This is a genomic window from Micromonospora sp. ATCC 39149, from assembly GCF_000158815.1.
Lineage (GTDB): Bacteria > Actinomycetota > Actinomycetes > Mycobacteriales > Micromonosporaceae > Micromonospora.
This window is the reverse complement of record NZ_GG657738.1, coordinates 1,910,964-1,924,603: the sequence shown is the minus strand read 5'-3', so window position 1 is coordinate 1,924,603 and position 13,640 is coordinate 1,910,964. Positions and strand designations below refer to the sequence as shown.

The following is a 13,640-nucleotide window of genomic DNA, read 5'->3' as shown; positions in this document are numbered from 1 at the left end:
CTGGCGGTCGCCGCTGCCGCGCCGCTGGGCCGGCGGCTGGCCCGGAAGGTGTCCCCGACATGACCGCCGTCGAGCCGGGGCGACCCGAGCGCCGCGCCGCCGCCGTGCCGGCCGGCCCCACCGGGCTGCGGTTCGGCTACGGGACGAACGGCTTCGCCAACCATCGGCTCGACGACGCGCTCGGCGTCGTCGCCGACCTCGGCTACCAGGGGGTGGCGCTCACCCTCGACCACGACCACCTCGACCCGTTCGCCCCCGACCTGGCCCGCCGCACGGCCGCCGTGGCCCGCCGCCTCGACGCGCTGGGGCTCGCCGTGGTGGTCGAGACCGGGGCCCGGTTCCTGCTCGACCCGTGGCACAAGCACGCGCCGACCCTGCTGCACGACGACCCGTCCCGCCGCATCGAGTTCCTCCGCCGGGCCGTCGCGGTCGGCGCGGACCTGGGCGCCGAGGCGGTCTCCTACTGGGCCGGGGTACGTCCCGCCGACGTCCCGCCGGCCGTCGCCTGGGACCGCCTCGTGGCCGGCTGCGCCACCGTCTGCGCGGCGGCCGACGCCGCCGGGGTACAGCTCGGTTTCGAGCCGGAGCCCGGGATGCTGGTCGAGGACATCGCCGGCTGGCGGCGGCTGCACGCCGCCCTGGGCCGCCCGGCGGCGTTCGGGCTCACCCTCGACATCGGACACTGCCGGTGCCTGGAGCCGGACGACGTGCCCGACTGCGTCCGGTCGGTCGGCGCGCACCTGGTCAACGTGCAGATCGACGACATGCGCCGGGGCGTGCACGAGCACCTGGAGTTCGGCACCGGCGAGATCGACTTCCCGCCGGTGCTCGCGGCGCTCGCCGAGGTCGGCTACGCCGGGCTGGTCGCCGTGGAACTGCCCCGGCACTCGCACGCCGCGCCGCAGGTGGCCGCCCGGTCCCTCGACTTCCTCCGCGCCGCCGCCGGCCGCGCCGCCGCCGGCCGCGCCGCCACCGAGCCCGGCGAACCGTCCGACCACCCCGGCGGTGGCTGAGCACCGTCCTACCAGCTCGGAAGGGAGAGCGGGATGACCCCCGAACGACTACGTGCCGCGCTGCGGGGCGTGCCCGACCCGGAGTGGCTGGACGCGGCGATCGAGCGCGTCGCGGCCGAGCCGGCCACGATCCCGCGCTGGTTCGCCGCCGCTGCCCGGCGCTGCGGCCGGGACCCGCTGCCCGACGCCCCCGGCTGGACGGCCGACGAGGCCGCCCGAGCGCTGCTGCTGGCCGCGCTGCCCGCCGACCACGCGGGCCACGCCGCCGACGTGTACCGGCACGGCGACGCCGCCGAGAAGCGGGCCGTGCTGCGGGCCCTGCCGCTGCTGCCGGTCGGCGCGGCCGGGGTGCCGCTGCTGCACGACGCGATCCGCACCAACGACACCCGGCTGCTCGCCGCCGCCCTCGGCCCGTACGCCCGGCACCTGGACCCGGCCGCCTGGCGGCAGGCCGTGCTCAAGTGCGTCTTCGTCGGCGTGCCACTGGCCGCGGTGCACGACCTCGACGCCCGCGCCGACGTCGAACTGGCCGCCATGCTGAGTGCGCTCGCCGCCGAGCGGCGGGCCGCCGGCCGCGACGTCCCGGCCGACGCCGCTGCCCTGCTCGACCGGCTCACCGCCACCACCGCGTCGCCCGCCGTGAGCCCGGCCGCTGTACCGTCCGACGCCCGGAAGGCGTGACCATGCGTATCTTCGACCCGCACATCCACATGACCTCGCGCACCACCGACGACTACGAGCGGATGGCCGCCGCCGGGATCCGGGCGGTGGTCGAGCCGGCGTTCTGGCTGGGCCAGCCGCGCACCAGCCCGGACAGCTTCGCCGACTACTTCGACTCGATCATCGGGTGGGAGCCGTTCCGGGCCGGGCAGTTCGGCGTCCGGCACCACGCCACCATCGCGCTGAACCCGAAGGAGGCCAACGACCCGCGCTGCCGGCCCGTGCTCGACCTGCTGCCCCGCTACCTGGAGAAGGACGGCGTGGTGGCGGTCGGCGAGATCGGGTACGACTCGATGACCCCGGAAGAGGACGAGGCGTTCGCCGCCCAGCTCGCCCTGGCCGTCGCCCACGACCTGCCGGCCATGGTGCACACCCCGCACCGGGACAAGGCCCGGGGCGTGCGGCGGAGCCTCGCCGTGGTCGCCGAGTCCGGCATCGACCCGGGCCGGGTCGTGCTGGACCACCTCAACGAGGTGACCGCCGGGCTGGTCCGGGACACCGGCTGCTGGCTGGGCTTCTCCATCTACCCGGACACCAAGATGTCCCCGCCCCGGATGGTGGAGCTGCTGCGGCTGTACGGCACCGAGCGGATGCTGGTGAACTCGGCCGCCGACTGGGGCCGCTCCGATCCGCTGCTCACCCGGGCCACCGGCGAGGCGATGCTGCTGGCCGGGTTCACCGACGACGACGTCGACCGGGTGCTGTGGCGCAACCCGGCCGAGTTCTACGGCCAGTCCGGCCGGCTCGACCTGACCGGCCTCGACGACGCCGACGCCCCGGCCGGGGCCGCCGGGCCGCCGGGCGGCACGTTCGCCGGCAACTCGATCCTGCGCGGCGGTAGCTGATGCGGCTGCGCCACGGCGGCGGCGAGACCGTCCACCTCGGCTACTGCACCAACGTGCACCCCGCCGAGGACCTCGCCGGCATCCTCGCCCAACTGGACACCTACGCCGTCCCGGTGCGCCGCGCCCTCGACGCCGACCCGCTCGGGCTCGGGCTGTGGCTGGCCGCCCCGGTGGCCGCCGCGCTCGCCGCCGACGAGGGCCTGCGCCGCCGGCTGCGCGCCGAGCTGACCGCGCGCGGGCTGGAGGTGGTGACGCTCAACGGCTTCCCGTACGCGGCGTTCCAGGCCCCGGTGGTCAAGCACGCCGTGTACCACCCGGACTGGACCACGCCCGAGCGGCTCGCGTACACCCTGGACCTGGCCAGGGTGCTGGCCGACCTGCTGCCCGCCGACGCCCCGCGGGGCTCGGTGTCCACCCTGCCGCTGGCCTGGCGCACCCCGTGGGACGCGGGCCAGGCCGACGCCGCACGGCGGCGTCTCGACGCGCTGGAACGCCGGGCTGGCCGGGATCGAGCGGGACACCGGCCGGGGTCGTGCGGTCGGGTTCGAACCGGAGCCGGGCTGCGTGGTGGAGTCCACCGGCCAGGGCGCCGGCCCTGCTCGCCGGCACCGACCCGCAACGGCTGGGCATCTTGCCTGGACCTGGCCTCACCTGGCTCTGCGCCTGGGAGGAACCGGCCGCCGCCCTGGGCCGGCTCGCCGCCGCCGGGCTGCCGGTGGTGAAGGTGCAGGTGTCCGCGGCGATCGAGGCCCCGGCCGGGGCGGCGGAGGCGCTGCGCCGCTGGGTGGAGCCCCGCTTCCTGCACCAGACCCGCGCCGCCGGCTGCGCGGACGCCGCCGACCCGGCCGACCCGGCGCACGCCGCCGACGACCTCGACGCGGCCCTGGACGCCCGGCTGCCCGGCGCCTGGCGGGTGCACTACCACGTGCCGCTGCACGCCCCGCCCGAGCCGCCGCTGACCGCGACCGTGCCGGTGCTGCGCGCCGCGCTGGGCGCGCTGTTCGCCGGCCCGGTCGCCGGTTGCGACCACCTCGACGTCGAGACGTACACCTGGGGGGTGCTGCCGGCCGCGCGGCGGCCCCGCGACGCCGCGGAGCTGGCGGCCGGGATCGCCGCCGAGCTGGCCTTTGCCCGCGACGAACTGGTCGCCGTGGGTCTCACACCACAGGGGACGGGGGTGCTGCGATGAGCAGGAGACTGGTGGTGCTGGACGTGGTGGGCCTGACGCCGCGCCTGCTGGCCCACATGCCCCGGCTGCGGTCGGTGGCCGACGGCGGGTTCACCGCGTCGCTGGGCACGGTGCTGCCGGCGGTCACCTGCTCGGTGCAGTCCACGTTCCTCACCGGCGAGCCACCGGCCGGGCACGGCATCGTCGGCAACGGCTGGTACTTCCGGGACCTCGGCGAGGTGCTGCTCTGGCGGCAGCACAACGCGCTGGTCGGCGGGGAGAAGCTGTGGCAGGCCGCCCGCCGGGCCGAGCCGGGCTACACGGTGGCCAACGTCTGCTGGTGGTACGCCATGGGCGCGGACGTGGACTGGACGGTCACCCCCCGCCCGGTCTACTACGCCGACGGCCGCAAGGAGCCGGACTGCTACACCGACCCGCCCGAGCTGCACGACGCGCTGACCGCGAAGCTGGGCACGTTCCCGCTGTTCACCTACTGGGGGCCGAGGGCTGGGCTGCCGTCGTCGGCGTGGATCTGCCGGGCGGCCGAGGAGATCCTCGCCGACCACGCGCCCGATTTGACCCTGGTCTACGTCCCGCACCTGGACTACGACCTGCAACGGTTCGGGCCGTCCTCGCCGCAGGCCGTCGCCGCGGCGACGGAGCTGGACAAGGTCCTCGGGCCGCTGATCGACGCCGCCCAGGCCCGCGACGCCACGGTGGTGGCCCTGTCCGAGTACGGCATCACCGATGTCGCCTGCCCGGTGGACGTCAACCGGCTGCTGCGCGCCGAAGGGCTGCTGCGGGTGCACACCCAGGCCGGCATGGAGTACCTGGACCCGTGGACGTCCCGGGCGTTCGCCGTGGCCGACCACCAGATCGCCCACGTCTACGTCCGCGACCCGGCCGACGTGCCGGCGGTGGCGAAGCTCTGCGCCGCGCTGCCCGGGGTGGCCGAGGTGCTGGACGCCGACGGCCAGGCCGCGTACGGGCTGGCCCATCCCCGCAGCGGCGAGCTGGTGCTGGTGGCCGAGCCGGACGCCTGGTTCACGTACTACTACTGGCTCGACGATGCCCGCGCCCCCGACTTCGCCCGGCTCGTGGAGATCCACCGCAAGCCCGGGTACGACCCTGCGGAGCTGTTCTTCGACCCGGCCGCCCCGGGCGCGGCGAAGCGGCGGGCCGCCACCGCCCTGGCCCGCAAGAAGTTGGGTATGCGGTATCTGATGAGCGCGGTGGGGCTGGACGCCGGTGCGCGGGCGGTGCGCGGGTCGCACGGCCGGCTGCCGGCCGACCCGGCGGACGGCCCAGTGCTGCTCTGCTCCGATCCCGGCCCGGCCCGCGACGCGGTGGCCGCCACCGAGGTGAAGGCGCTGCTGCTGGAGTTGGCCGGCCTGACGCACCACCGGTGAACGGGGAGGAACCCATGACGGTGACGGTCGCGTCCACCGACGCGTGCGGGCTGCGGACCCGGGTCGACGCCGAGTTGGCCGCCTTCCTCGACCGGCAGGCCCCGGACTGGCCGGACGGCGCGCCCCGGGGCGTCTTCACCGCCCTGCACCGGTTCGTCCTGGCCGGCGGCAAGCGGCTTCGCCCGCAGTTCTGCTACTGGGGCTGGCGGGGCGCCGGCGGGGAGGACGGCGGCGAAGACGGCAGCCCGATCCTGGTCGCCTCGGCGGCGCTGGAGCTGTTCCACGCCTTCGCGCTGATCCACGACGACATCCTGGATCGCAGCGACCGGCGCCGGGGTGCGCCCTCGGTGCACCGCCTCTTCGCCGACCTGCACGCCCGCTCCGCGTGGCGGGGCGACCCGGAGGCGTACGGGCGCAACACCGCCCTGCTCTGCGGCGATCTCTGCGCCGCCTGGGCGGACCAGATGTTCCACGAGTGCGGGCTGCGCCGCGACGAGCTGCTGCGCGGGTACGCGGTGTTCGCGCTGATGCGCACCGAGGTGATCGCGGGGGAGTACCTGGACCTGGTTTCCGGGGTGGGCGACGGCTCGGTGGCCAGCGCGTTGACCGTGATCCGGCTCAAGGCCGCCCGGTACACGGTGACCCGGCCGTTGCAGATCGGCGCGGCCCTGGCCGGTGGCCCGCCGGAGCTGGCGGCGGCGCTGGCCGAGTTCGGCGACCCGCTCGGGGACGCCTTCCAGCTCCGCGACGACGTGCTGGGCGTCTTCGGCGATCCGCAGATCACCGGCAAGTCCATCCTGGACGACCTACGCGAGGGCAAGCCGACGGTGATGATGGCGCTGGCCCGGCAGGCGGCGGACCGGGCACAGATCGCCCGGCTGCGGGAGCTGTTCGGCAACCCCGAACTGGACGACGACGGTGCCGCCGAGCTGCGGGCCATCATCGAGGCCACGGGCGCCCGGGAGGAGATCGAGCGGATGATCCGGGTCCGCGCCGAGGCGGGCCTGCGCGCTCTGGCCGACGCGCCGCTCGTCCCCGCCGCCCGGGAGGCGCTCGCCGGGCTGGCTGCCCGCACGGTCATCCGGACGGTCTGACGCCGGCCAGACGTCGGCCACCGGCCGGACCCCGCTGGCCAATTGTCGAAACATCCTCGACACATCTATGAGTATCGACTAATGTGAATCTGCTACGAATCGGTTCGACGAGGTGTTTCCAGTGGGCGCGGTGCCCTCGCCGACGACTGACGGCCACCATCCCGTCCCCTGTGCCGACGGTCCCGTTGCAGTCGACGATCGCAGCCCGCCGAGGCACGACCCCCCCGGTGCGCCGAAGGGCCGTCCGCCGCGGCATCCGGCGCGGCGACGCGCCCCCCACCACCGGCCAGAGAGGGCACCCCTGCATGTACAGAAGAATTCGAAACCACCGCCGCCCCACCGGTCACCACGGTCCAGTGCGGAGCTGGGGGGCGGCGGGCACCGCCCTGCTCACGGTGGTCACCGCCGCCACCGCAGTCGCCGTTTCGGCGACGCCGGCCGCCGCGCACACCATCGTCGCCAGCGACTTCCAGCAGGTCGAGTTGGCCCGCGGCGTCAACGAGATGGGCGAGCCGATGTCGCTGGCCGTGCTCCCGGACCGGTCGGTGCTGCACACCGCCCGCAACGGCACGCTGCGCCGCACGGACGCCTCGGGCACCACCAGGGTGATCGGCACGATTCCCGTCTACACCCACGACGAGGATGGGTTGCAGAGCCTCGGGGTCGACCCGAACTTCGCCACCAACCGCCACATCTTCCTCTTCTACGCGCCGCCGCTGTCCACCCCCGGCGGCGACGCGCCCGCCACCGGCACCAACTTCTCCGCCTGGCAGGGCGTCAACCGGCTGTCCCGCTTCACCCTGAACGCCGACTTCACCCTCAACCAGTCCAGCAAGGTCGACGTGCTGGACGTCCCGACCGACCGGGGCATCTGCTGCCATGTCGGCAGCGACATCGACTTCGACGCCGCCGGCAACCTCTACCTGTCCACCGGCGACGACTCCAACCCGTTCGACTCCGCCGGCTACTCGCCGCTGGACGAGCGCACCAACCGCAACCCGGCGTACGACGCGCAGCGCAGCGCCGGCAACACCAACGACCTGCGGGGCAAGCTCCTGCGGATCAAGGTGAACGCCGACGGCACCTACTCGATCCCGGCCGGCAACCTCTTCCCGCCCGGCACCGCGCGGACCCGCCCGGAGATCTACGCGATGGGCTTCCGCAACCCGTTCCGGATTAGCGTCGACAAGGCCACCGGCATCGTCTACGTCGGCGACTACGGGCCGGACGCCGGCAGCACCAACCCCAACCGGGGTCCCTCCGGCCAGGTCGAGTTCAACCGGGTCACCGGCCCCGGCAACTACGGCTGGCCGTACTGCACCGGCACCAACACCACGACCGAGACGTACAACGAGTGGAACTTCGCCACCAACTCCACCGGGCCGAAGTTCAACTGCACCGGCGGGCCGACCAACAACTCGTTCCGCAACACCGGCCTGAGCACCCTTCCGCCGGCCAAGCCCTCCTGGATCAAGTACGGCGGCGACTCCGGCAGCCCGCCCGCGTTCGGCACCGGCTCCGAGTCGCCGGCGGCCGGCCCGGTCTACCGGTTCGACCCCGCCAACCCCTCGGCGACGAAGTTCCCGCAGTCCTTCGACGGGCAGTTCTTCGCCACCGAGTTCGGCCGCGGCTGGATCAAGCCGATCCACCTCAACACCGACGGGTCGCCCGGCACCATCGACAGCTTCCCCTGGGTCGGCAAGCAGGTGATGGACTCCGCGTTCGGCCCCGACGGGGCGTACTACGTGCTCGACTACGGCACCGGCTACTACAACGGCGACGCCAACTCCGCCCTGTACCGCTTCGACTACGTCGGCGTCGGCAACCGGGCGCCGGTCGCCCGGGCCAGCGCCGACCGCACTTCCGGGCCGGCGCCGTTGACCGTCAACTTCTCCTCCGCCGGGTCCTCCGACCCGGAGGGCGCGGCGCTGACCTACTCGTGGGCGTTCGGCGACGGCACCACCTCCACGGCGGCCAACCCGACGAAGACGTACACCGCGGACGGGTCGTACACCGCGACGCTCACCGTGCGCGACCCGCAGGGCGCGCCGGGCTCCACCAGCGTCGTGATCAATGTCGGCAACACCGCCCCGACGGTCGCCGTGACCGCGCCGAGCAACGGCTCGCTGTTCTCCTTCGGTGACGCGGTGCCGTTCAGCATCACCGTCACCGACCCCGAGGACGGCACGATCGACTGCGCCAAGGTCAAGATGACCTACGTGCTCGGCCACGACCAGCACGGTCACCAGATCGCCTCGCAGAACGGCTGCTCCGGCACCATAACCATCCCGGTCGACGGCGAACACGACGACGCGGCGAACATCTTCGCCGTCTTCGACGCCGAGTACACCGACGCCGGCGGCCTGACCACCCACACCCAGCACATCCTCCAGCCCCGCCACCGGCAGGCCGAGCACTTCAAGACCTCGTCCGGCATCGGCACCTACGACAAGACCACCGCCGAGGGCGGCAAGACCGTCGGCGACATCCAGAACGGGGAATGGATCGCCTTCGAGCCGTACCGGATCGGGAACGTGACCTCGTTCAGCGCCCGGGTCTCCTCCGCCGGCGCGGGCGGCACGCTCCAGATCCGGACCGGCTCGCCGACCGGCACGGTGCTCGGCTCGGTAGCCGTCCCGGTGACCGGATCGTGGGAGAGCTTCACCACCGTCAACGGGTCGATCACCAACCCGCCGACCGGCACCACCACCCTCTATCTCACCTTCGCCGGCGGCTCCGGGACGCTGTTCGACGTGGACTCGTTCACCCTGAACACCGGCACCACGCCTCCGCCGACTGGTACGGGCCGGATCGTCGGGTTGGCCGGCAAGTGCCTGGACGTGCGCAACGGGTCGTCGGCCGACGGCACCCAGGTCCAGTTGTTCACCTGCAACGGTGCCGCTGGTCAGCAGTGGACGGTGGGTGGGGACAGCACGATCCGGTCGTTGGGCAAGTGTCTGGACGTCAACGGCGGTTCCTCGGCCGATGGGGCGAAGGTGCAGCTCTGGACCTGCAACGGCGGTGGCGCGCAGCGGTGGGCGGCGCAGTCCGACGGGAGCCTGCGCAACACGCAGTCGGGCAAGTGTCTGGACGTCTCCGGCAACAACTCCGCCGATGGCACGGCCGTCAACCAGTGGTCCTGCCACGGCGGGGCCAACCAGAAGTGGACCCTGCCCTAGGCACACCTGCGGTCCCCCGCCCCGGCGGGGGACCGCACCGCCACCACACCCAGGAGAACGACATGCGAAGACTCCTCCGCCCCCTCCTCGGCGCGGCCGCCGCCGCCCTGGCCGTGCTCGCCTGCACCACCCCGGCCACCCCGGCGTCGGCCGCCGACGCCCCGTACGAAGTGCTGGTCTTCTCCAAGACCGCCGGGTTCCGGCACGACTCCATCGCCGTGGGCACCCAGGCCATCCGCGAGCTCGGCGCGGCCAACAGCTTCACCGTCACCGCCACCGAGGACGCCGCCCAGTTCACCACCGCCAACCTGGCCCGCTTCCGGGCGGTGATCTTCCTCAACACCACCGGCGACGTGCTCAACAACACCCAGCAGGCGGCGTTCGAGGCGTACATCGGCTCCGGCGGCGGTTACGTCGGCGTGCACTCCGCCGCCGACACCGAGTACAACTGGCCGTTCTACGGCAACCTCGTCGGCGCCTGGTTCGCCTCCCACCCGGCCATCCAGCAGGCTCGGGTGAAGGTGGAGGACCGGGCGCACGCCGCCACCGCGCACCTCGGCCCGACCTGGACGCGCACCGACGAGTGGTACGACTACCGCACCAACGCCCGCTCCACCGCGCACGTGCTGGCCAGCCTCGACGAGTCGTCGTACTCCGGCGGGGCGATGGGCGGCGACCATCCGCACGCCTGGTGCAAGACGTACAGCGGCGGCCGGTCCTTCTACACCGGCGGCGGCCACACCCAGTCGTCCTACTCGGAGCCGGCGTTCCGGGCCCACCTGCTCGGCGGCATCCGGTACGCGGCCGGCCGGACGAAGGCCGACTGCCGGCCCGAAACCGGCTACACCGCCCTCTACAACGGCTCCACGACCGGCTGGACCCAGGCGGGGCCGGGCGGGTTCACCAACACCGACGCCACCCTCAGCTCCTACGACGGCCTCGGCCTGTACTGGTACAACGCGAAGCAGTTCACCAACTACTCGCTCAAGCTGGACTGGCGGGTGGCCGGGGACGACAACTCCGGGGTGTTCATCGGCTTCCCCGCCTCCAGTGACCCGAACTCGGCGATGACCAACGGTTACGAGGTGCAGATCGACGCCACCGACGCCGCCGACCGCACCACCGGCGCGATCTACGCGGTGAAGTCCGCCGACCTGGCCGCCCGCGACGCCGCGCTCAACCCGCCGGGGGAGTGGAACACCTACGAGTTGCTGGTCGAGGGGGAGCGGCTCCAGGTCCTGCTCAACGGTGTGAAGATCAACGACTTCACCAACACCGACCCGGCCCGCTCGCTCGCCGGCTACGTCGGCATCCAGAACCACGGTCCCGGCGACGACGTGTCGTTCCGCAACATCCGCATCAAGGAGCTGGGCACCACGAACCCGCCGCCGACCCGCACCGGGCGGATCGTCGGGTTGGCCGGCAAGTGCCTGGACGTGCGCAACGGGTCGTCGGCCGACGGCACCCAGGTCCAGTTGTTCACCTGCAACGGTGCCGCTGGTCAGCAGTGGACGGTGGGTGGGGACAGCACGATCCGGTCGTTGGGCAAGTGTCTGGACGTCAACGGCGGTTCCTCGGCCGATGGGGCGAAGGTGCAGCTCTGGACCTGCAACGGCGGTGGCGCGCAGCGGTGGGCGGCGCAGTCCGACGGGAGCCTGCGCAACACGCAGTCGGGCAAGTGTCTGGACGTCTCCGGCAACAACTCCGCCGATGGCACGGCCGTCAACCAGTGGTCCTGCCACGGCGGGGCCAACCAGAAGTGGACCCTGCCCTAGCTAGGTGTAAGGAAGGGCCCCTTGTTATCGCATTCTGTTGCACAGGGGGCCCTTCCTAACCGCGCGGGGCAGCCATAGAGTGAGCGTCGGCGACCGTACGCGGTTGCCGGTGACCCGGCGGGAGGCGCAACCCGCTGGGCCCAGGCGCTCGCCCGCGCCCACCGGCACCCCGCCCCGGCCGCCGCGCACCGGCCCGGCCCGGTCACCCTCGCCCCGGTCAGCACACGGAATCCCCCATCAACACGACAGGGGAGTAGGACTCATGGCGCGACCCATCACGCTCTTCACCGGCCAGTGGGCCGATCTTCCGTTCGACGAGGTCTGCCGGCTCGCCTCAGAGTGGGGCTACGACGGGCTGGAGATCGCCTGCTGGGGCGACCACTTCGAGGTCGACAGGGCCCTCGCCGACGAGTCGTACGTCGACCGCAAGCTCCAGACCCTCGCCAAGCACAACCTGAAGGTCTTCACGATCTCCAACCACCTGGTCGGCCAGGCCGTCTGCGACCACCCGATCGACGAGCGGCACCAGGGCATCCTGCCCGCCCGAATCTGGGGTGACGGTGAGCCGGAGGGGGTCCGCCAGCGGGCCGCCGAGGAGATCAAGGACACCGCCCGGGCGGCGGCGAAGCTGGGCGTAAACACGGTCGTCGGGTTCACCGGCTCGTCGATCTGGCACACCCTGGCGATGTTCCCGCCGGTGCCGCCGGAGATGATCGAGCGGGGGTACGCCGACTTCGCCGACCGGTGGAACCCGATCCTGGACGTCTTCGACGAGGTGGGCGTGCGCTTCGCCCACGAGGTACACCCCAGCGAGATCGCGTACGACTACTGGACGACGAAGCGGACCCTGGAGGCGATCGGGCACCGGCCCGCGTTCGGGCTGAACTGGGACCCGTCGCACTTCGTCTGGCAGGAGCTGGACCCGGTGAACTTCATCTTCGACTTCGCCGACCGGATCTACCACGTCGACTGCAAGGACGCGAAGGTGCGCACCGGCGACGGCCGGCGCGGCCGGCTGGCGTCCCACCTGCCCTGGGCCGATCTGCGCCGGGGCTGGGACTTCGTCTCCACGGGCCACGGCGACGTGCCGTGGGAGGACTGCTTCCGGGCGCTGAACGCCATCGGGTACACCGGGCCCATCTCCGTGGAGTGGGAGGACGCCGGGATGGACCGGCTGGTGGGTGCGCCCGAGGCGTTGCAGTTCGTCCGGCGGCTCGCCTTCGACGCCCCGTCCGCCGCCTTTGACGCGGCGTTCAGCAGCAACCGGGACTGAGCCCGTCGCCGGCTCTGGCCGGACCCCGCGCGGGCCCGACCGGAGCCGGCGCCCGCCCCGGCCGGCCGGTGTCAGCGCCGTGCGCCGGTCAGGGCGCGGCGTAGACGCCGTCGCTGACCAGGCGGGCCGCCCCCACCACGCCGGCGGTGTCGCCCAGGTCGGACAGGACGATCGGCAGGCTGCCGGTGGCCAGCGGCGGTGACCGCCGGTAGACCACCGACCGGATCTCGGCGAGCATCGTCGGCCCGAGGCCCACGGGGGCCCCGCCGATGATCACGATGCCGGGGTTGACGAAGTTGACCAGCCCGACCAGGACGCGGCCGAGCCGCCGGGCCGCCTCGCGCACCAGCGCCTGTGCGGCGGCGTCGCCAACGACCGCCGCCCGCCCCACGTCCGCCACGGTGAGCGCGCCCGTCTCGGCCAGCCCGGCGGCCAGCGCTGCCGACCGCCCGGCGTCGACCGCCGCGAGCGCCTCCCGGACCAGGGCCTCGTCCGAGGAGTACGCCTCCAGGCAGCCGGTCTCGCCGCAGGCACAGGTGGGGCCCTCCTCGTCGAGCCGCAGGTGGGCGATGCCGCCCGCGCCGCTGGTGGCGCCCCGGTGCAGCGTCCCGCCGAGCACCAGGCCGCAGCCGATGGCGGTGCCGAGCTTCACGTACAGGAAGTCGTCGAAGGCGCGACCGGTGCCGGCGTGCTGCTCGCCGAGTGCCATCGCGTTGGCATCGTTGTCGACCAGCACCGGGCAGCCCAGCTCCGCGGCGAGCGCGTCGCGGACGCCGTACCCGTGCCAGCCCGGCAGGGCCGGCGGGGAGATCGGGGCCCCCTCGCGGAACGCGACCGGGGCGGGCAGGCCCACCCCCACCCCGGTCAGCCGGCCCAGGCCCAGGTTCGCACGGACCTTGCCGAGCAGTTCGAGCGTACGGGCGATGGTCGGTTCCGGGCCGAGGCGGACGTCGACGGGCTCGCGGTGCCGGGCCAGGACGCTCAGTTCCCCGTCGGTGATCGCGACGTCGATCTCCCGGGGGCCGATCGTGATCCCGGCGAAGCGGACGCCGCCGGCGATGCGCAGCAGCGAGGAACGGCGACCGCCCCGGGACGCGGCCGGGCCGGCGGTCTCCACCAGGCGCAGGGCGATTAGGCGGTCGAGCTCCGCGACGAGCCGCGCCC

The 13,640-nt window shown here is 73.5% G+C and carries 11 protein-coding genes; 10 read left to right on the top strand and 1 reads right to left on the bottom strand.

Translation table 11 applies throughout. The annotated features are described in order from the left end of the window. The first annotated feature begins 59 nt into the window (after positions 1–59). The 10 genes from MCAG_RS07845 to MCAG_RS07805 all read left to right on the top strand — a co-directional run bounded on the left by MCAG_RS07845 (position 60) and on the right by MCAG_RS07805 (position 12,476). Positions 60–1,013, top strand: coding sequence for a sugar phosphate isomerase/epimerase (locus MCAG_RS07845; RefSeq protein WP_007072426.1), 954 nt, complete (start codon positions 60–62; stop codon positions 1,011–1,013). A gap of 33 nt (positions 1,014–1,046) precedes the next feature. Next, a complete protein-coding gene (locus tag MCAG_RS07840) occupies positions 1,047–1,694 on the top strand; it encodes an EboA domain-containing protein (RefSeq protein ID WP_007072425.1) in 648 nt (215 codons plus the stop codon). 2 nt (positions 1,695–1,696) lie between these two features. Beyond that, complete coding sequence (locus tag MCAG_RS07835; protein WP_007072424.1) at positions 1,697–2,578, top strand: TatD family hydrolase; 882 nt, start codon at positions 1,697–1,699, stop codon at positions 2,576–2,578. After that, on the top strand, positions 2,578–3,300 hold the full coding sequence (locus tag MCAG_RS36175; protein WP_369751306.1) for a hypothetical protein: 723 nt from the start codon (positions 2,578–2,580) through the stop codon (positions 3,298–3,300). The genes MCAG_RS07835 and MCAG_RS36175 overlap by 1 nt, the downstream gene beginning before the upstream one ends. Further along, the gene (locus MCAG_RS36170; protein ID WP_369751305.1) at positions 3,210–3,767 is read left to right on the top strand and encodes a hypothetical protein; all 558 of its coding nucleotides are present in this window, start codon (positions 3,210–3,212) and stop codon (positions 3,765–3,767) included. The genes MCAG_RS36175 and MCAG_RS36170 overlap by 91 nt, the downstream gene beginning before the upstream one ends. Next, positions 3,764–5,155 (top strand): alkaline phosphatase family protein, encoded by a 1,392-nt coding sequence (locus MCAG_RS07825; protein ID WP_036372789.1) that lies wholly within the window; start codon positions 3,764–3,766, stop codon positions 5,153–5,155. Before MCAG_RS36170 ends, MCAG_RS07825 begins: the two co-directional genes overlap by 4 nt. A gap of 14 nt (positions 5,156–5,169) precedes the next feature. Then, the gene (locus tag MCAG_RS07820) at positions 5,170–6,249 is read left to right on the top strand and encodes a polyprenyl synthetase family protein (protein WP_036372787.1); all 1,080 of its coding nucleotides are present in this window, start codon (positions 5,170–5,172) and stop codon (positions 6,247–6,249) included. A gap of 305 nt (positions 6,250–6,554) precedes the next feature. Continuing rightward, positions 6,555–9,428 (top strand): carbohydrate-binding protein, encoded by a 2,874-nt coding sequence (locus MCAG_RS07815; RefSeq protein ID WP_050777906.1) that lies wholly within the window; start codon positions 6,555–6,557, stop codon positions 9,426–9,428. 62 nt (positions 9,429–9,490) lie between these two features. Beyond that, complete coding sequence (locus tag MCAG_RS07810) at positions 9,491–11,203, top strand: ThuA domain-containing protein (RefSeq protein WP_036372783.1); 1,713 nt, start codon at positions 9,491–9,493, stop codon at positions 11,201–11,203. A gap of 262 nt (positions 11,204–11,465) precedes the next feature. After that, the gene (locus MCAG_RS07805; protein WP_007072419.1) at positions 11,466–12,476 is read left to right on the top strand and encodes a sugar phosphate isomerase/epimerase; all 1,011 of its coding nucleotides are present in this window, start codon (positions 11,466–11,468) and stop codon (positions 12,474–12,476) included. Positions 12,477–12,564: 88 nt separating this feature from the next. On the opposite strand, the gene MCAG_RS07800 is transcribed toward MCAG_RS07805, so the two are convergent. Next, on the bottom strand, positions 12,565–13,640 hold a 1,076-nt coding region (locus tag MCAG_RS07800; RefSeq protein ID WP_083802224.1), incomplete at its 5' end, for an ROK family protein.

Excerpts from the sequence above, each read along its gene's own strand:
- MCAG_RS07845 (WP_007072426.1), top strand. The coding sequence starts at position 60 with ATGACCGCCGTCGAGCCGGGGCGACCCGAGCGCCGCGCCGCCGCCGTG.
- MCAG_RS07840 (WP_007072425.1), top strand. The coding sequence starts at position 1,047 with ATGACCCCCGAACGACTACGTGCCGCGCTGCGGGGCGTGCCCGACCCG.
- MCAG_RS07835 (WP_007072424.1), top strand. The coding sequence starts at position 1,697 with ATGCGTATCTTCGACCCGCACATCCACATGACCTCGCGCACCACCGAC.
- MCAG_RS36175 (WP_369751306.1), top strand. The coding sequence starts at position 2,578 with ATGCGGCTGCGCCACGGCGGCGGCGAGACCGTCCACCTCGGCTACTGC.
- MCAG_RS07825 (WP_036372789.1), top strand. The coding sequence starts at position 3,764 with ATGAGCAGGAGACTGGTGGTGCTGGACGTGGTGGGCCTGACGCCGCGC.
- MCAG_RS07820 (WP_036372787.1), top strand. The coding sequence starts at position 5,170 with ATGACGGTGACGGTCGCGTCCACCGACGCGTGCGGGCTGCGGACCCGG.
- MCAG_RS07815 (WP_050777906.1), top strand. The coding sequence starts at position 6,555 with ATGTACAGAAGAATTCGAAACCACCGCCGCCCCACCGGTCACCACGGT.
- MCAG_RS07810 (WP_036372783.1), top strand. The coding sequence starts at position 9,491 with ATGCGAAGACTCCTCCGCCCCCTCCTCGGCGCGGCCGCCGCCGCCCTG.
- MCAG_RS07805 (WP_007072419.1), top strand. The coding sequence starts at position 11,466 with ATGGCGCGACCCATCACGCTCTTCACCGGCCAGTGGGCCGATCTTCCG.